This is a genomic window from Pseudoalteromonas nigrifaciens, from assembly GCF_002221505.1.
Taxonomy (GTDB): Bacteria; Pseudomonadota; Gammaproteobacteria; order Enterobacterales; family Alteromonadaceae; genus Pseudoalteromonas; species Pseudoalteromonas nigrifaciens.
The window spans coordinates 3,092,157-3,110,179 of record NZ_CP011036.1 but is presented as its reverse complement, the minus strand read 5'-3'; the positions used below and the strand labels follow the sequence as shown (position 1 = coordinate 3,110,179).

Here is an 18,023-nt window from a genome sequence, read left to right as displayed (position 1 = left end):
CTTAATCAACTCCAAATTCTTACAAATCCTTGTTATTACAATATTACTTTTTAGTTCTATGTAATGTAGGCGCTCCTGCCTGTATCCTTTATTTCCTCAACATCCTGTAAAACAACGTAAATCCTTTGTTGCTATCCTTTACGCATCATCCAGATGCTATCCTTTAAGACATTCCATTGTGCTGCTCTCCTAGAGCCTGTCCTAAAATCCGTTTTGTATTAGTAACCTAAATCATTGGTTGGTCGAGTAAGTTGTCCGTTTCCATTTACTCGTTAAGCATCACTGCTTGGTTGTTAAGTTAATTATAGGCGGTACGATATTTTAAAGAAGTATAGGTTGCTAATTAATTGCTATAGTCGTAATAGTTAAAATAATTTACTTTAATTAAAACAATTGGTTACTTTGTTTGTTATGGTTTTCCATGTTGTGTTTTCATCATTGGCTGTCACGTTTGTAGGATATGTCTTACGTTGGTTTTCTATTTTAGCGATTTTAACAGGATCAGATTATATAAAGTGTGCACTTTTGGGTAAGGCACGGTAGAATTATTGATAATAGTTATTATTCAGGTGGGAAATATGAAAAAAGTATTCGCAATTGTAGTTGGTTTGGCTGTGTCGGCACCCGTTTTTGCAACTGAGTCCGTTAATATTTATTCTTTTCGACAGCCTTTTTTAATAAAACCAATTTTAGATGACTTTACCAAACAAACTGGTATTAAAACAAATGTAGTGTTTGCTAATAAAGGCTTAATAGAGCGCGTTAAGCGCGAAGGTAAACACAGCAAAGCCGATTTAGTATTAACGTCTAATTTTAGCGCCTTAATCCAACTTGAAGATTTAGATTTAACGCAAACTATTAGTAGCGAAGCAATTAATAACAATGTGCCTGCGGCATTTCGTGATGGCGACGGCCAGTGGGTGGCACTTACTAAGCGAGTACGTAATGTTTACTCGTCAAAAGAGCGTGTGGGCGCGCTACCTGAGCTGACTTATGAAGATTTGGCAGATCCAAAATATAAAGGGCAAATATGTACTCGCTCTGGTAAACATCCGTATAATTTGGGTTTAGTTGCATCAATGATTGCACACCATGGTGAAGCAGATACCAAAGTATGGCTTGAGGGGGTTAAAGCAAATTTAGCGCGTAAACCACAAGGTAACGATAGAGCGCAAGTAAAAGCAGTAAAAGAAGGTTTGTGCGATCTTGCATTTGGCAATAGTTACTATTTAGGTAAAATGCTGCAAGATGAAACCCAAAAAGAATGGGCACAAGCGGTAAATATTAACTTTCCGAACCAAATCAATCGCGGCTCGCATATAAATGTGTCGGGTGCAGTTATTACAAAATACGCTAAAAACCCTGAAAATGCCTTGAAACTCCTAGAGTATATGACCGACAATAAAGCGCAAAACATGTACGCTTCAATTAATATGGAATATCCGGTTAAGCTAGGCGTAGAATTATCAAGTTTAGTTGCATCTTGGGGAAGCTTTAAAGAAGATAGCTTACCACTTGATGAAATTAGTAAATATCGTCCGTTAGCGTTAAGGCTAATTGATGAGGTGAAATTCGATCTTTAAATGACTTATAAATTTCAGCTGTCTAAATGGCAGCTTTTTGCATGGTCGACAGGATTATTACTGTCGACCCCATTGTTTTTTCTGCTATTTGAATCTCTACAAGGTAACTCAGAGGTGTTTTCGCATCTTTGGGATACAGTGCTGTGGGATTACATTTCTAATACCGTATTACTTATTTTAGGTGTGTGTGTACTAAGCTGTGCTATTGCCTTACCACTTGGCTGGCTAACCGCTTATTGCCAGTTCCCGGGTAAAAAACAGTTTGAATGGGCGTTAATGCTGCCACTGGCTATGCCTACCTATATTATTGCCTATGTTTATACCGACTTGCTTGATTACGCAGGCCCAGTACAAAATACTCTCAGAGACTGGTTTGGGTGGCAATCGCCGGATGATTACTGGTTTTTTGATATACGCACTTTGCCCGGCGCTATTGTAATGCTTGCACTGGTGCTTTATCCCTATTTATATTTAATTTTTAAAACAGCCTTGCGTGAGCAGTCTTTTAAGTTAGTACAGGCTAGCCAGTTAATGGGGCTGTCGTCGTGGCAGAGTTTTTTTAGGGTGAGCTTAGTGTTATCGCGCGGCGCAATTGTAGCTGCGCTAGCGCTAATTAGTATGGAAACCATGGCTGACTTTGCCACAGTAAGCTACTTTGCTGTAAGCACCTTAACCACTGCCGTATACGATACTTGGTTTGGTTATTACTCGTTAACCGCTGCAGCTAAAATATCGGGCGTGATGTTATTACTATTGTTTTTAGCCTTAATGACGGAGCGCTTTAGTCGCCGTAATCAAGCGGTGTTTGAGCGTCAGTCGGGTATAAATAGTGAAGCGCTTTATATATTAAAAGGCAAGTCGGCTTGGCTGGCAACGCTATTTTGCAGTGTGATTTTAATTGTTGCCTTTGTTATACCTATCGCTGTGTTAATAAAGTACGCCATTGTTTATTTTGATCAAGCATGGAGTAGTGAGTTTTTTAGCTATGCGTGGCAAAGTTTAAAGGTAGCTATAGTAGTAAGCGTAGTAACGCTGTTACTTAGTGTATTAGTGGTGTTTTATCAACGTATAGCCAAGCAAAATTATCCACTTATTCCGGGGCGATTAGCTAGCACCGGCTACGCTTTACCAGGAACAGTACTGGCTATTGCGGTGCTATTACCGCTTACGCTGTTAGAAAATACTGTAAACCGTGTGCTTGAGCCATACGACTTAAATATAGGCTTGTTACTCACTGGCAGTGTATTTACCATTATTTTTGCTTATGTAGTGCGTTTTTACGCAGTAGCACATGGCGCGATTGAGTCGAGCTTTTTACGCATTAGCCCCTCTCTCGACATGGCTAGCCAATCTATGGGCAAAAGCCAAGGCCATACGTTACGTTTGGTGCATTTACCCCTACTTAGACGCGGGTTGCTTACTGCGGCTTTGCTGGTGTTTATTGAATGCATGAAAGAGCTACCTACGGCTTTGTTACTTAGGCCGTTTAATTTTGAAAGCTTAGCTACGCATGTGTTTCAGTATGTGAGTGATGAGCAATTAGAGCTGGCTTCTATATCGGCATTATTTATTGTGCTGGTTGGATTTATCCCTCTGTATTTTATTAACCGTTCTATGGAGCAACGTAGTTAAATGAGTAGTTTGATTTTACAAGGCGTGAGCTATCAATATAACGGTACTAAGGTTATTCACGAGCTAAATTTAACCATAGGTAAAAACGAAATAGTGTGTTTGTTAGGTGCCAGTGGTTGTGGTAAAACCACCACCTTAAAAGCAATTGCAGGGCTAATAGAAACGCAACAAGGAAGCGTGTTTATCGATGGTAAGCTGGTGAGTAACGCCAATACATTTATCTCGCCAGAGCATCGTAATATTGGCATGATGTTTCAAGATTATGCGTTATTCCCGCATTTAACCGTGGCACATAATATTGCTTTTGGCTTAAGTAAAATGAGTAAAGAGCAAAAGCAACAGCGCGTTGATGAAATGCTTAAGCTGGTGCATTTAGTTGGCTGCGCCGACAGGTATCCGCATCAGTTATCGGGTGGGCAACAACAGCGCGTGGCGATTGCGCGTGCACTTGCTTACAAACCAAGTTTACTATTACTTGATGAGCCGTTTTCGAATATAGACACTCAAGTACGCTTTGAATTAATTGCCGATATTCGCCGCATAATTAAAACTCAACAAGTGTCGGCAGTATTTGTTACCCACTCAAAGGAAGAGGCTTTTGCATTTGCAGACACGCTGGCTATTATGCACCAGGGTAAAATAGCTCAGCAGGGCACCCCAGAACAGCTTTTTGCTAAACCAAGCTCAAAGGAGGTTGCAGAGTTTCTGGGTCAGGGCATATACTTAAGCGCAGAAGTGTTAACAGCAACTGAATATAAAACCGCTTTTGGCCTAGTTGAGTCGGTTATTGCGCACCAGCACCAGGCTAATATAGGAAAAATATATGTGCGTCCTCATCAAATAGAGCTAATGAGCGACAATAAAAAAGATAGCCATAGTGAACGCGCCACCATATTAAGCAGTCGTTTTATTGGTTCGGCTTATGTTTACACTGTAGTTATTGCACAACAAGAAATAGAAGTTGCAGCGCAATATGGCCAGTCATTTGTTCAAAATGAGCAGGTTATAATAAAAATAAAACCCCACACGGTGAATTTTTTCGAATCATAAATTAATTTGTTATTCGCTGTGTTTATCTATTTATAAGCTAAGGAATAACAATGGCACAAGCGCAATCAGGGATTTGTGCTGAAGCAAACTTACACGGTTTGCATTTATTTTTTAATGTGTTTGATGGCCAAGATGAGTCATTACGTACAAAGCTCAAGCAAGTAAGCGCTATTGAGGAAGAGTTTAGCGATCAGTTTTCTGAATCTATGCTTTCTTGTATGGTGGCTATTGGTGCACAGTATTGGCCGCATATTTTGCCAGAGTATATCCCCAGTGAACTACAAAGCTTTCCTAATATAAATCATAATGAACACGCAATGAGCGTGCAGCCGTGTGATTTGTTTGTGCAAATACGTTCAGACCGCGAAGACGTCAATCATTTATTTGCACTGCAAATTTTAAAGTTATTTGCACCAGACGTAGAGCTGGTGGAACAAATTCGTAATTTTAGATTTTTAGATGGTCGCGATTTCAATGGTTTTATTTATGGTGGCAAAATGCCGCATGGCCGACAAAAGCGGGCAACGGCGTTAATAAATAAACCAGGTAGCTTTGAGGATCAAGGCAGTTATATTCATGTGCAACGTTATAAGCACGATCTAAGTGTATGGCAGCATCTATCGCTAGATGAGCAAGAGCAAATAATAGGTCGCACTCGCTTAGACAACACTCTTATAGCCCCAGCGCTTGAAACCAGCCATGCACAACGCAGTGAATTAAAAGATGAGCAAGGCCAGCCAATATTACTTAATCAAGGCATGCCTTATGGCGATGTTTACGAGCAAGGAATGCTGTCAATTACTTGCTCGGCCAGTGGAACCGCATTTGAACAGGTATTAAAAAGTCGTTTAGGTGAGGGGGAGTGCTATGATCATTGGCTTGATTTTACTCAAGCCGATATGGGGTCTGCGTTTTTTGCACCGTCAGTTGGGTTTTTAAAACAGTTATAACGCATGTTTTAAATACTAAACCGTATCAAATAAAATACGTACCCGCTCTAGGGTTAAGTCTATTTCAGATATTTTAGCTGGGGCAATAAAAATAGTGTCGTCGCCAGCTATAGTACCTAACACGCCATCGGCTTTACCTAATGAGTCAAGTAAACGCGCAATAAGCTGAGCCGCGCCTGGACTGGTACGGATAATAATCATCATTTCGTTATGCATTATATCAATAACAAGCTGGCGCAACGGGCTTTTTGCTGTGGGTACGCCCATTTCTGCTGGCAAGCAATACACCATTTCTTGTTTGGCATTGCGCGTTCGTACCGCGCCAAACTTACTAAGCATGCGCGACACTTTACTTTGGCTTATATTGTCAAAACCTTGCTCTTTTAACGAATCTACTATATCGCCTTGAGAACCAAAGTTTTCTTCTTTTAAAAGCGCTTTAAATGCTTTTACTAACGCTTCCTGTTTGTCTTGTGGTTGCATAGTTTTTATTTGCTTTTTATTATCCATGCCGCAAATTCTACACAAAAACGAATAATTATGCAGCAGTTGTTTATTTAACTTGCCAGTTTACTGTATTCAGGCCAAATGTTTTTACAACTATGGTCTAAAATATTACGAAAATAGGCAGGATAAATTTGTTTTTAGTCGCTAATTTCTTTATCTTAGAGCCATAAATATTTCCTACCTCAAATCACGGAGAATTCCAATGAAAGTTGCTGTATTAGGTGCTGCAGGCGGTATCGGTCAAGCGTTGTCTTTATTATTAAAAACAGGCTTACCAGCTGGTTCTGAATTATCACTATATGATGTTGCACCAGTAGTTCCAGGTGTTGCGGTTGATCTATCTCATATCCCTACAGCGGTTAAAGTAGCTGGCTTTGGCGCTGATGCGTTAAATGAAGCGCTTAAAGATGCTGATATCGTACTTATTCCTGCTGGCATGCCACGTAAGCCAGGTATGGATCGTGCAGATTTATTTAATGTAAATGCTGGCATCATCAAAACGTTAGCAGAAGGCATAGTTGCAAGTTGTCCTAAAGCGTTAGTAGGTATTATTACTAACCCAGTAAACGGCACTGTACCAATTGTTGCTGAAGTATTTAAAAAAGCTGGTACTTACGACGCTAAACGCGTATTCGGTATTACTACGCTTGACGTTATTCGTTCAGAAGCATTTGTTGCTGAACTTAAAGGCGTAGACGTAGCAACTGTTAAAGTTCCTGTAATTGGTGGCCACTCAGGTACTACTATTTTACCTCTACTTTCTCAAGTTGAAGGCGTGAGCTTTACAGATGAAGAAGTTGCAGCACTTACTCCACGTATCCAAAATGCGGGTACTGAAGTTGTAAATGCTAAAGCGGGTGGCGGTTCAGCTACTTTATCAATGGGTGCAGCAGCAGCTCGTTTTTGTATGTCTTTAGTTAAAGGCCTACAAGGTGAAGACGTTGTAGATTACGCGTACGTTGCTGTTGAAAATGGCGATGCGGAGTACTTTGCACACCCAGTACGTTTAGGTAAAAACGGCGTAGAAGAAATTCTTTCTTACGGCGAACTAAGCGCATTTGAAACAAAAGCAAAAAATGACATGCTTGAAACACTGAAAAAAGACATCAAAGAAGGTGTTGATTTCATGGCGTAATAGCCAAAATCAAGTGACAAAAAAGCCTGCGTTTGCAGGCTTTTTTATTGCTCGGAATTTAGCTAACCTGCACCCAGGTTAGCTACACATAAAGGCAGTAAAGTTAGTGATCGCGATCAACTGCAATACGGGCAAGGCTCACAAGTGCTTGTTTATATTCAGACTCAGCTAAAAAGTCTAAGCAAGCAATGGCTTTGTCGGCTTCAAGTTCGGCCTTTTGCATCGTAAATTCAAGCGCATTGGTTTGTTTAAGTGCCGCTAAAATTTCTTCAAGATGATCCATGCCATTACTGTGCTCTATAGCGTCACGGATCAGCTGTGTTTGCTGCTCATTACCATGTTGCATTGCATAAATAAGCGGCAGAGTTGGTTTCCCTTCGGCTAAATCATCACCAATATTTTTACCTAATTGATCTGCATCTGCGTTGTAATCAAGTACGTCATCAACGAGCTGAAACGCAGTACCTAAATGCATGCCGTATAGGTTAAGCGCATCAAGCGTGGCTTGGTTTTGCTCAGTAATAATGGCCGCAAGGCCTGTCGCGGCTTCAAATAGCTTAGCGGTTTTAGAGTAAATAACCTGCATATAACTCGCTTCAGTGGTGTCGGGGTCATTACAGTTCATTAACTGTAATACTTCACCTTCAGCAATAATGTTAGTTGCATCTGCAAGCACTTGCATTACCTGCATTTTACCAAGGCCAACCATAAGCTGAAATGAACGAGTGTAAATAAAGTCGCCCACTAATACGCTGGCAGCATTACCAAACTCAGCATTTGCTGTAGGCGTGCCTCGGCGTAAGTTAGATTCATCAACAACATCATCATGTAATAGTGTTGCGGTATGAATAAACTCAACAATAGTTGCAAGTGTAATATGATCTTTACCCTGATAACCCAATGCTCTGGCCGCTAGTATTGCCAACATTGGGCGCACGCGCTTGCCGCCACTGTTTACAATATACAAGCCAAGTTGGTTAACTAACGCCACATCTGAGCGCATTTGCGCATGTATAAGTTGATTGACGTCATTCATATCGTTTTCGATTAACGCCTGGATAGCTTTTATATCCATTGATCTCCGAGCCAATTTTTATGTGTGAACGGCGCAGATTGTACAACAAAAAAAGCACTAGCTCGATATTTTGTGACGATTCCCTGAAAAAACACGGTTAACATCGCTAATTAGCACTTAAATACGAGAGATAGCTGATTAATTAGCGTACAAAGTGTGCTGTAATTTATGTTTATTTATTATCCGTTGTAGTGTGTGTTTAGCTAAGGCAAATTATTTTCACTAATCGTGAAAAAGCGCTTGGCAAAAGGGCTATTTAATATAAAATAGGGGAAATATTGAATTGCTCTCAATGCAGCTACTTTTTATTCATTTTAATTACAAAATAGGCTTGCTAGTTATTACGCCGTAGCGTAAACTTCGCGCCCTATCGAAGAATATTTTAGTTGCGTCGATTTGAGGGCGCACAGACGGAGTTAATTATGTACGCGGTTTTCCAAAGTGGTGGTAAACAGCATCGTGTGACTGAAGGTCAAACGATTCGTCTTGAAAAATTAGACGTTGAAACTGGTGCAGCAGTAGAATTTGATTCAGTACTTTTAGTTGCTGATGGTGAGAAAATCGAGATTGGTGTACCGTTCGTAAACGGTGGTAAGATAACAGCTGAGGTTGTTTCACATGGTCGCGGTGAGAAGATTAAGGTTGTTAAATTTAGACGCCGTAAGCATTCTCGTAAGCAAATGGGCCATCGTCAATGGTTCACAGAAGTTAAAATCACTGGCATTAGCGCTTAATTAGAGGTACTTAGAAATGGCACATAAAAAAGCAGCTGGTAGTACTCGTAACGGTCGCGATTCAGAAAGCAAACGCCTAGGTGTTAAGCGTTTTGGTGGCGAATCAGTTCTAGCGGGTAGCATCATTGTTCGTCAGCGTGGAACTCGTTTCCACCCTGGTACAAACGTAGGTATCGGTAAAGACCACACTATCTTCGCAAAAGCAGATGGTAAAGTTCAGTTTGAACAAAAAGGTCCTTTAAACCGTAAATACGTAACTATCGTAACTGAGTAATCAGTAAGATAGTTAAAAAACCCCGCCTTTGCGGGGTTTTTTGTTTTCATTATTTTACAATATATACCCAAGCCTGCAATTATACCTATGGGTTTAAGTAGCGGGCTCTTTAACGAAGTTATAGAGCGATCTAATTCGTAAAATGGTTCAAATATTTATGCCAATTGGTATTAAGTTGGCTTGGGTATATAATAGTGTTATTAACAAGCCAATCCCTAAAGTGAGTAATCATGAAGTTTGTAGATGAAGTAGAAATTCGCGTAGAAGCTGGAGACGGTGGCGCCGGTATCGTGTCTTTCCGTCGTGAAAAATATATCCCAGAAGGTGGGCCTGACGGTGGTGACGGTGGTGACGGTGGTAGTGTTTATCTACAAGCGGATGAAAACTTAAATACCTTAATTGATTACCAATTTGAACGCTTCCATAGAGCAGATCGCGGTACTAATGGCCGCAGCCGTAACTGTACTGGTAAAAAGTCTGACGATTTAATTATTATGGTGCCTGTAGGTACACGTATTATGGACGTTGATACGCAAGAGGGATTAGGGGATTTAACCCAACATGGCCAAAAGATTTTGGTGGCAAAAGGCGGTTTCCATGGCTTAGGAAATGCGCGTTTTAAATCAAGTACAAACCGTGCTCCGCGTCAAAAAACCTTAGGGACAGAAGGCGAAGTACGCAACCTTAAACTAGAGTTATTGTTACTAGCAGATGTAGGCTTATTAGGTTTGCCAAATGCAGGTAAGTCTACCTTTATCCGTAGTGTATCGGCAGCAAAACCAAAAGTAGCAGATTACCCATTTACGACGCTTATTCCAAATTTAGGTGTGGTCCGTCCTGAAGCTAATAAATCATTTGTTATCGCTGATATACCAGGCTTAATTGAAGGCGCATCGGATGGTGCTGGTTTAGGTATTCAATTTTTGAAACACCTAGAGCGCTGTAGAATATTACTGCATATTATTGATGTAATGCCAGTTGATGGCTCAAATCCAGTTGATAATGCATTTGCGATTGTTAATGAGTTACATCAGTACAGTCCTAAATTAGCAGAAAAACCGCGCTGGTTGGTATTTAATAAAATAGATTTATTACCAGCTGACGAAGCAAAAGCTTTATGTGAAAAAATTGCACAAGAGCTAGGCGAAACTGAAAATATTTACAGTATTTCTGCTATTAATAAATCAAATACTCAACCACTAATTCATGACGTAATGACATTGCTTGAAAGCATGCCAAAAGAGAAATTCGTTGAAACTACAGACGAAGAGGTTGAGTTTAAGTGGGACACCTATCATCAAAAAGCCGCTAAAAAGAGCGACGATGATGATGATTGGGATGAGTGGAATGAAGATGATTACGACGTAGAAGTTGTGTACGAGCGTTAATTATAATTAATTACATATAAAAGGAGCTTATGCTCCTTTTTCTTTGTTTAATAATAAATACTGGATAATTAGTGTGATAATTTCAATGATTGCTGCAATGGCAAATAACCGTGTAATTGGCCTTAATAATACAATGCCTTGGCATTTACCTGGAGACTTACAGCATTTTAAAAAAGTAACCACAGGTAAACCTGTGATTATGGGGCGCAAAACATTTGAGTCTATTGGACGGCCTTTACCTGGGCGTCGTAATATTATTATTACCCGTAATAGCCAGTATCAAGCAACTGGAATAGAAATTGTTACAACGCCAGAGGCCGCGTTAAATTTAGTTGCTGATGTGGAAGAGGTGATGATCATTGGTGGTGGAAATATTTATCAACAATTTTTAGAAAGTGCACAAAGACTTTATTTAACCTTTATAGACTTAGATGTTGAAGGTGACACTCAGTTTCCTGATTACGAAAAAGTGGCAACCTGGCAGGTTAAAGATGAAATACAAATGGCTGCGGATGAAAAAAATCAATATAGTCATAAGTTTGTAACTTTATATAAAAACCCTTAACATTATTGCGAAATACTGAGCATATTGGTACAATATTAACTAATCCAATAGGAATAAAGTATTATAAAAAGGGTTTTCCATGATTAAGTTATCAAAGCTAGTTGTTATTACTGCGCTTGCAGCCGGTTCGTTTGTATATACTGCCCCTGCACAAGCAGATGATCAGTTAGCGATTTCTATCTGTGAGTATATTGCAGCGGATGATAAAAATCGTTTACGTAGTAAGCTTAAAAGCTCACGAGTGAAAGTTCGTAATATATACGACGCAGTATTTTGTAACGGCAATAATTTATTGCGTCATGCAGTGGCAAGTAATGCATTAGACAGCGGTGAATATATAGTAAAAAACTTATCTAAAAGCTCGCTAGAAGATGGTGCTGATATATCATGGGCTGAATCGAACGGTCATTCAGGATCGCCCTTAATTACTATAATTAAAGAGCGCGCAGGTCTTTAATTTTACAATAAATACGATTAAACCACGTTTTATACGTGGTTTTTTTATGCCTATATTTTTATAAATAATTTTAAATAACACAGCACTATTTTAGTATTGTAATCCCCCCCTTTTAACACAAACGCCAACCTTATTAAAAACATAACCCTTTTTACTTATTAACTTACTTATTGTGTTGAAATGAACTTATAGCCGACTCTATAGGTGCTGAAGTTAAAGGAATCTAGGAATAGCCACAAAAAATAACTCATTGTTTTTATTTGGGTTAACATTCTTGTTGTTGCTTTGACAGCTCATGAATTTAATACGATTAGTCGTATTTGCCATTAAACTGTCATAAATAGTCAATATTCTACGCGCATATGATTTTAGGGATTTATTTATGCGCGCCTCTACATTTACCCGCTTACTGGCTGTTTTGTTAACTCTCGCGAGTGTTTTATTAGCTATGACTCTACTTTGGGCCAGTCAAACTTTACTAAAACTAGAGCAGCAAGACAGTGCATATAGACAGCTTAAAAATACGATTATGGTTGATCTAGCGAGCTATCTAAGTAATTACTTAGCACAAGGCGATAGCCAATACTTAACACAAGCCTCAAGTTTAATCTCGCAAGTAGAGCAAAAACAGTTAACGCTATTACCAGCAGCTCTTAAATCACAACTTACTGAGCAGTTAATTACTCTAAATAATGATATAAACGGTAAATATAGAGCCTTGGGTAAGCTCTCTGGTAACGAAACGGCTTTACTTGATAATGCGCTAAGGCAAATGGCTGGTTCGGCATCCTCGTTAATTAATTATGCGCGCTCAGCTTCGGATAATAGTAACAACACGCTTAGTTATTATAAATTGGCCAATGAGTATTATAGTGAAGTGATTAACTTATCATTATTTAGTTATCAACTGGTGCTAGATTATCAGCAGAGTGTAGAGCAGAGCTTGCAACAAAGCGTGAAAAATTTAAATGTATTAGCAGCAAAAATAGAGCAGCTACCAAACTTAGGTGTGATGGATAAAGTAGATGAGTATAGTTTATTTATTGACGAGCAAAGTGAAGATTTAGCCACTGATATTAAATCAGAATTAAGTAGTTGGCCAAATCGCTATCCTCGGGATTTAACCAGTACATTAACTCAGGCACAACAACGACAGACGGGGGCCGATGAATTGCGCACGCAGCTTAGTAATTTATCTAAAACAGTGATAAATGCAGAGCAAGCACTAAAAACACAACAAGATAATTTAAAGCAGCAAGTATTTTGGGTGTTTTGTGTTGCTATTAGTGGACTCGTTATACTTGCTGGCGGTGTTTATATTGTTCAGCGTAATCTGGTACTTAATCCTCTTCGACGGTTGCGCGACGGGTTTGCATTTTTAATTGAAACGAATGAGTTTAAAAATATTGTCAGTAATAACCCAAAAACTGAAGTTGGGGAAATAGCCCAATACTTTAATCAGCTAATTGAACGCCAGCGCATAGAAGCACAAGAGCGAGCGCAAATGCTAAAAGTAGTGAATGCTTTTATGCAGCAAATGAGTAAACACTTACAGACGATTGAGCAACAAACTACTACGAGTTATGGGCAAGTGGAACAAAATCAGTATTTACTAACCGATATTCAGCAGATTGGAGAGCAAGTTAATGATATTAATACACAAGTAGCTGATAACGCACAAAGTACCTTTAGTGCCATGGAACAAAGCTTAGGATTTGCGCAAAGTATGTTAAGTGCGAGTGCCGATACACAGGCACGGGTTGAACGCAGTATACAAAGCTTACAAGAGCTACTTAATGGTGTTGAAGGCGTAAGTAAAATTATAGAAGTAATACGTAATATTGCAGATCAAACCAACTTACTTGCGCTAAATGCAGCAATAGAATCAGCTAGGGCAGGTGAGCATGGTCGCGGCTTTGCAGTAGTGGCAGATGAAGTTAGGCAATTGGCACTGCAAACGCAAGGCTCGCTGAGCGAGATAAATGGGCAGCTCACCATACTGAGTGAAAACTCACGGCTAGTTGCTACGCAAATAACAGCATTAACCCAAGGTGCTCAATCGCAAACGCAAAATGCCCAAGAACTTAAGTTAAATTCGGAAGCGGTGGCAAGTAATGCAAAAAATGCTAATAAAGTAGCGTTTGAGGCGATGAAGCTTGCTAAGCAGCAAAGCAATTTATTAGATAACTTTAGTCAGTCAATGGCTGAAATGAAGGGGCAAGTAAGTGAGTCGAGCTCGTTGGTGGATGATATACGACATCAGCTACAACAACAAATTCATTCGATTAAAGGGGGCCTGGGGTTGTAATAAATTAGCTTTAGCGCTCATCTTATATCATGCTCTAAATTCTATGTGCTAAGCTGTATGCTGGTTTTATTTTATAAAATGAAGGATTTATAATGATTGTACAAGGTCAAACTATTCCCTCGGTTACGCTAAGCCAGTTAACCGACGATGGTATGCAAACACTGACTAACAGTGAATTATTTGCAGATAAAAAAGTTGTATTGTTTGCAGTCCCCGGTGCGTTTACACCTACCTGTTCAAATGCACACTTACCTGAGTTTATTACTCTGGCAGATAAAATAAAAGCAAAGGGCGTTGATGCAATTTATTGTGTATCGGTAAACGATGCGTTTGTTATGAAAGCATGGGGGGCATCACAAAATGCACAAGAAATAGCCATGCTGGCAGACGGCGATGCGAGCTTTACCAAAGCATTAGGCCTTGATATGAATACGGCAGGGTTTGGCGGTGTGCGTTCAAAGCGTTACGCAATGATCGTGGAAAATAGTGTAGTAACCGGTTTATTTGTAGAGCAAGAAAAAGAATTTGTGGTTAGTCGTGCTGCTGCTGTTTTAGAAAAGCTATAGAATAAATTAGCGATTTGAAAATACAAAAGCCGATGTTGATGCAACATCGGCTTTTTGCAATTATTGCTTATTAAGGCTGATATTGCCCGCTAATTGTTAAGCCCGAGAAGGTTTTATACGCGTTAACACTTAAGTGCCACGTACCCGCTTGTGGGCTTGAGAAAGTACAGGTTTCGGCATTACCATTTTTATATGGACGACAATCGTAACTCGATGTCGTGGGCTGACTGCCAAACTTAACAAACAAATCAGCATCGCCTGTGCCACCGCTTGTTGTTACTGTAAATGTAGCCATACCTGCTGGCACGTCTAGTGTGTAATGCTTCCATTGACCTGCATTAGCACTCACATCGCTTACAGTGCCACCACCAGCTTGAGGTGTGCCTGAGCCCCCGCCCGAAGCTGCTGTAATATTACCAGTTAAGCTGATCCCAGAATAGGCAGAATAACCTCGTAGCATCACATGATACGTACCTGATGTAGGGTTATCGATTGAGCACTCTTCGTTGTTACCACTTTTGTAAGGGCGGCAATCGTATGTAGAGGTTGTTGGCTTACTGCCAGAGCGCACGTATAAATCGGCATCACCAGTGCCTCCACTCATAGTGAAAGTGACATTAGTTGCGCCACTGGGCACTGTCATTGTATAAAATGTTTCTGAGTTAGTTGCGCCGCTTAAACCGGTTTGAGTTTCGCCATCAAGAAGTTCATTACCACTTGGTGGTGGTGCAGTGCCACCACTTGCAGCAGCTACGGCAGCTGCTGCATCAACAATACCGGTACCACAGCTAGTACATGTGGCTGGGAACGAGCGGGTGGTTGTTTTTAAAATATTTTCGATTTCATCGGGAGTAGCATTCGGCTTTGCTTGTTTTATCAGTGCCGCTACGCCAGCAACATGGGGGGCTGCCATTGATGTACCCTGCGAAAAACCGTAGCTATCACTAGAAGGGGTTGACGAACCGGCGTTATAAGTGGATAAAACACCTTCAGAATCGTTAGCAAAACTTTGCGCACCACCCGGTGCGGCAACATCAATATTACTACCGTAATTAGAGTAATAAGCACGACCGCCATTACGGCCAACCGAGGCTACATTTACCACGCCATTACAGTTGCCTGGGTTATAGTTTGCTGAGTTATCGTTATCGTTACCGGCAGCAATTACCACTACTGTGCCGTTATTACGTGCGGTGTTAATAGCACTTTGTGTTGTAGAGCTACATGAGCCACTGCCCCCTAAGCTCATATTTATTACATCTGCAGGATTGGCATTTGCCGGTAGCCCAGATACATTGCCACCAGAAGCCCAAATAATACCATCAGCAATATCAGAGGTTAAACCGCCGCACTTACCTAGTACACGTACAGGCACTACTTTGGCGCCGTAAGCAACCCCAGCAACACCCTCACCATTATTAGTAACTGCAGCAACAGTACCCGCTACATGTGTACCGTGCCAGCTAGAGTTTTGTGCACCGTTAGTACCACATTCATTGGCAGCAACCGCATCGCCCGGATCGCGGGCATCGCTATCGCGACCATTGCCATCATTAGCCACCGATAAATTCGAGATCATATCGTAACCGGGTAAAATATTAGCGTTTAAATCAACATGAGGGCGATAGCCTGTATCGAGTACTGCAACAACAACACCGCTACCAGTGGCTGTATCCCATGCGGTAGGTAAGTTTAAGCCGCCAGCTTGTTCATAATAATGCCATTGGTCGTCAAATCGTGGATCATTAGGCGTTGCAAACGGTTGCAGCATTTGATCGACTTCAATGTACTCAACGTTGCCAGATTCAAGCATTTCTTGCATAAATTGCTGTGCTTCTTGTGCATTTAGCTTTTTACTTGCACGCATTACATGGTGATTATTAAGTGCCATGGCACGAATATACTTCGCTTTTACTTTGCCTTTTTTAGAGGTGTAATTTTTAACAAAGCTCTGCGCTTTATTTTGCATATTTGATTGGCTTACATCTGTGTCTGTAGCTGCAAAGCTAGCTAAATCATTAGTGTTATTTTTATATTTAATAATGAATTGTGTTTCAAAACCAGTTTGATTTTGTAATTTAGCTGTTGTTTCTGCCATTGATGGTGCAATTGCTTGTGCAGGAGTTGCAATACTCGATGTTGCAGCAAATAGTGAGCTGATAGTAAAGGCTATTGCACACTTTTTAAATGATTTACCTGTTGTCATGATTATCCTTAGTTTTTATTTGTTATTTCGTAGCACAAATCCACGAAGTGGGTACAAAGGTAAATGATCTGTTAAATTAATTGAAAGATTAATTACTTATTAGCTTCTTTCATTTGGTTATAACCTTGTTATTAGCGGGTTTGTAGTTACTTTGTACTTTTTATATTTATAAATATAAGCATAAGTAACTAGTTTTAAATTTGAGTATTAATACTTTTATTTTTATTTGTTGTGCAATTGAAAATAATCAATTCGATGTCCAGCCGGTGCATAAATTTTGTTATAATCAAAAAAAATTAATGAGATAAATAAATGACCCAAGTAGATGTGATAGTAATAGGTGCGGGAGCAGCAGGCTTAATGTGTGCAGCGCAAGCAGGATATCGTGGCCGTAGTGTTACAGTACTTGATATGGGCAAAAAGCCAGGTCGAAAAATACTCATTAGTGGCGGTGGGCGCTGTAACTTCACCAACGAAAATGCCAGCCCTAGTAATTATTTGTGTGGCAACCCTCATTTTGTTAAATCATGTTTAAGTCGTTATACCCAACATGACTTTATTGAACTGGTAGATCGTCATGGTTTAGCCTATCACCACAAAACACTAGGTCAGCTTTTTTGTGATAATAACGCTCAAGACATTGTTGATATTTTACTTACTGAGTGTGAGTGGGCGGGTGTATCTATAAAGTTGCGTAACGAAGTAATCAGCGTTTCAAAAACTGAAACTGGTTATAGCGTAGTAACCGAGCATGAAACATTTTATTGTGAGTCGTTAGTGATTGCCTCCGGTGGGTTAACTATGCCTAAGCTTGGCGCAACACCCATTGGCTATAAAATTGCTGAGCAGTTTGGCTTAAAAGTATTACCGACCATGGCGGCACTTGTACCATTTACTTTGCATCAGCACGATAAAGAACGTTTTGAAGCGCTTTCAGGTATAAGTATTTTATGCGATGTTACTAGTGAAGATGGCACTGCATTTAAAGAAAATATTTTATTTACCCATAGAGGGTTATCGGGCCCTGCTATATTACAAATAAGCTCATTTTGGCGCGCCGGACAGGCGGTAACTATTAATTTATTACCCGAAACAGATTTAAGACAACAGCTAGCCGATTGGCGTGAAACGCAATCTCAAAAGTCGTTAAAAAATAGCTTAGCCACTATTTTACCTAAACGTTTTATTGAAGTTCTTCATGAGGGGAAAGCAATTCCTGATTGTAATATTAACCAGCTAACACATAGCCAAATTGACGAGTTAGTTAACTATATACATGCATGGCAAATTAAACCAAATGGCACAGAAGGTTACAGAACAGCGGAAGTAACGCTAGGCGGTGTAGATACCGATGAACTTAGCTCAAAAACCTTCGAAGCAAAAAAAGTACAAGGCTTATATTTTATTGGCGAAGTAACCGATGTAACCGGTTGGCTAGGGGGCTATAATTTTCAGTATGCGTGGAGCTGCGGTTTTGCTGCTGGGCAGTATGCTTAATATTGTGTAGAGACAATAAAGTTTGCCCGTAAGCAATAAAGTTTGCCCGTAAGGGGGTTTTCAGACAATAAAGTTTGCCCGTAGTGAGGTTTGCCA

General features: G+C 40.1%; 16 protein-coding genes. 13 read left to right on the top strand and 3 right to left on the bottom strand.

The features are described from left to right. Positions 1-578: 578 nt before the first annotated feature. Genes PNIG_RS14740 through PNIG_RS14725 form a run of 4 tightly spaced genes read left to right on the top strand, consistent with a single transcriptional unit; the run spans position 579 to position 5,215 of the window. Entirely contained in the window at positions 579-1,583 is a 1,005-nt protein-coding gene (locus PNIG_RS14740) for a Fe(3+) ABC transporter substrate-binding protein (protein WP_089368781.1), read from the top strand. Beyond that, a complete protein-coding gene (locus tag PNIG_RS14735; protein ID WP_089368780.1) occupies positions 1,584-3,215 on the top strand; it encodes an ABC transporter permease in 1,632 nt (543 codons plus the stop codon). It begins immediately after the preceding gene. After that, on the top strand, positions 3,216-4,265 hold the full coding sequence (locus PNIG_RS14730) for an ABC transporter ATP-binding protein (protein ID WP_086997672.1): 1,050 nt from the start codon (positions 3,216-3,218) through the stop codon (positions 4,263-4,265). Between the two features lie 50 nt (positions 4,266-4,315). Further along, positions 4,316-5,215, top strand: a complete 900-nt coding sequence (locus PNIG_RS14725; protein ID WP_011329305.1) for a Dyp-type peroxidase — start codon at positions 4,316-4,318, stop codon at positions 5,213-5,215. 15 nt (positions 5,216-5,230) lie between these two features. Here PNIG_RS14725 and argR read toward each other — a convergent pair whose 3' ends face one another. Continuing rightward, entirely contained in the window at positions 5,231-5,698 is a 468-nt protein-coding gene (gene argR / locus PNIG_RS14720; RefSeq protein ID WP_041454781.1) for a transcriptional regulator ArgR, read from the bottom strand. Between the two features lie 226 nt (positions 5,699-5,924). Between argR and mdh the strand changes: the two genes are divergently transcribed. Then, complete coding sequence (gene mdh / locus PNIG_RS14715) at positions 5,925-6,857, top strand: malate dehydrogenase (RefSeq protein WP_011329303.1); 933 nt, start codon at positions 5,925-5,927, stop codon at positions 6,855-6,857. Positions 6,858-6,960: 103 nt separating this feature from the next. On the opposite strand, the gene ispB is transcribed toward mdh, so the two are convergent. Continuing rightward, the gene (gene ispB, locus PNIG_RS14710) at positions 6,961-7,932 is read right to left on the bottom strand and encodes an octaprenyl diphosphate synthase (protein WP_011329302.1); all 972 of its coding nucleotides are present in this window, start codon (positions 7,930-7,932) and stop codon (positions 6,961-6,963) included. 422 nt (positions 7,933-8,354) lie between these two features. On the opposite strand from ispB, the gene rplU reads away from it, so the two are divergent. The 7 genes from rplU to PNIG_RS14675 all read left to right on the top strand — a co-directional run bounded on the left by rplU (position 8,355) and on the right by PNIG_RS14675 (position 14,224). After that, the gene (rplU, locus tag PNIG_RS14705; protein WP_006794538.1) at positions 8,355-8,666 is read left to right on the top strand and encodes a 50S ribosomal protein L21; all 312 of its coding nucleotides are present in this window, start codon (positions 8,355-8,357) and stop codon (positions 8,664-8,666) included. A gap of 16 nt (positions 8,667-8,682) precedes the next feature. Continuing rightward, complete coding sequence (gene rpmA / locus PNIG_RS14700) at positions 8,683-8,940, top strand: 50S ribosomal protein L27 (protein ID WP_002957747.1); 258 nt, start codon at positions 8,683-8,685, stop codon at positions 8,938-8,940. Between the two features lie 230 nt (positions 8,941-9,170). Beyond that, on the top strand, positions 9,171-10,328 hold the full coding sequence (cgtA, locus tag PNIG_RS14695; protein WP_011329301.1) for an Obg family GTPase CgtA: 1,158 nt from the start codon (positions 9,171-9,173) through the stop codon (positions 10,326-10,328). A gap of 73 nt (positions 10,329-10,401) precedes the next feature. Beyond that, positions 10,402-10,893 (top strand): type 3 dihydrofolate reductase, encoded by a 492-nt coding sequence (gene folA, locus PNIG_RS14690; protein ID WP_172459222.1) that lies wholly within the window; start codon positions 10,402-10,404, stop codon positions 10,891-10,893. Positions 10,894-10,972: 79 nt separating this feature from the next. Continuing rightward, the gene (locus tag PNIG_RS14685; protein ID WP_011329299.1) at positions 10,973-11,350 is read left to right on the top strand and encodes a DUF3718 domain-containing protein; all 378 of its coding nucleotides are present in this window, start codon (positions 10,973-10,975) and stop codon (positions 11,348-11,350) included. Between the two features lie 382 nt (positions 11,351-11,732). Beyond that, positions 11,733-13,658 carry a methyl-accepting chemotaxis protein gene (locus PNIG_RS14680; RefSeq protein WP_089368779.1) on the top strand — a complete coding sequence of 642 codons (1,926 nt, stop codon included), beginning with the start codon at positions 11,733-11,735 and terminating at the stop codon, positions 13,656-13,658. A gap of 92 nt (positions 13,659-13,750) precedes the next feature. After that, on the top strand, positions 13,751-14,224 hold the full coding sequence (locus PNIG_RS14675) for a peroxiredoxin (protein ID WP_086997685.1): 474 nt from the start codon (positions 13,751-13,753) through the stop codon (positions 14,222-14,224). A gap of 70 nt (positions 14,225-14,294) precedes the next feature. Here the strand turns inward: PNIG_RS14675 and PNIG_RS14670 are convergent, their stop codons facing one another. Further along, the gene (locus tag PNIG_RS14670; protein ID WP_011329296.1) at positions 14,295-16,430 is read right to left on the bottom strand and encodes a S8 family peptidase; all 2,136 of its coding nucleotides are present in this window, start codon (positions 16,428-16,430) and stop codon (positions 14,295-14,297) included. Positions 16,431-16,742: 312 nt separating this feature from the next. Here PNIG_RS14670 and PNIG_RS14665 point away from each other — a divergent pair, with 312 nt between their 5' ends. Beyond that, positions 16,743-17,927 carry a BaiN/RdsA family NAD(P)/FAD-dependent oxidoreductase gene (locus PNIG_RS14665; protein ID WP_011329295.1) on the top strand — a complete coding sequence of 395 codons (1,185 nt, stop codon included), beginning with the start codon at positions 16,743-16,745 and terminating at the stop codon, positions 17,925-17,927. The last annotated feature ends 96 nt before the right edge of the window (positions 17,928-18,023 follow it).

Coding starts and splice junctions, on each gene's coding strand:
- PNIG_RS14685 (WP_011329299.1), top strand. CDS start 10,973: ATGATTAAGTTATCAAAGCTAGTTGTTATTACTGCGCTTGCAGCCGGT.
- PNIG_RS14665 (WP_011329295.1), top strand. CDS start 16,743: ATGACCCAAGTAGATGTGATAGTAATAGGTGCGGGAGCAGCAGGCTTA.
- PNIG_RS14735 (WP_089368780.1), top strand. CDS start 1,584: ATGACTTATAAATTTCAGCTGTCTAAATGGCAGCTTTTTGCATGGTCG.
- PNIG_RS14670 (WP_011329296.1), bottom strand. CDS start 16,430: ATGACAACAGGTAAATCATTTAAAAAGTGTGCAATAGCCTTTACTATC.
- PNIG_RS14680 (WP_089368779.1), top strand. CDS start 11,733: ATGCGCGCCTCTACATTTACCCGCTTACTGGCTGTTTTGTTAACTCTC.
- PNIG_RS14675 (WP_086997685.1), top strand. CDS start 13,751: ATGATTGTACAAGGTCAAACTATTCCCTCGGTTACGCTAAGCCAGTTA.
- cgtA (WP_011329301.1), top strand. CDS start 9,171: ATGAAGTTTGTAGATGAAGTAGAAATTCGCGTAGAAGCTGGAGACGGT.
- ispB (WP_011329302.1), bottom strand. CDS start 7,932: ATGGATATAAAAGCTATCCAGGCGTTAATCGAAAACGATATGAATGAC.
- PNIG_RS14725 (WP_011329305.1), top strand. CDS start 4,316: ATGGCACAAGCGCAATCAGGGATTTGTGCTGAAGCAAACTTACACGGT.
- PNIG_RS14730 (WP_086997672.1), top strand. CDS start 3,216: ATGAGTAGTTTGATTTTACAAGGCGTGAGCTATCAATATAACGGTACT.
- rpmA (WP_002957747.1), top strand. CDS start 8,683: ATGGCACATAAAAAAGCAGCTGGTAGTACTCGTAACGGTCGCGATTCA.
- PNIG_RS14740 (WP_089368781.1), top strand. CDS start 579: ATGAAAAAAGTATTCGCAATTGTAGTTGGTTTGGCTGTGTCGGCACCC.
- mdh (WP_011329303.1), top strand. CDS start 5,925: ATGAAAGTTGCTGTATTAGGTGCTGCAGGCGGTATCGGTCAAGCGTTG.
- rplU (WP_006794538.1), top strand. CDS start 8,355: ATGTACGCGGTTTTCCAAAGTGGTGGTAAACAGCATCGTGTGACTGAA.
- argR (WP_041454781.1), bottom strand. CDS start 5,698: ATGCAACCACAAGACAAACAGGAAGCGTTAGTAAAAGCATTTAAAGCG.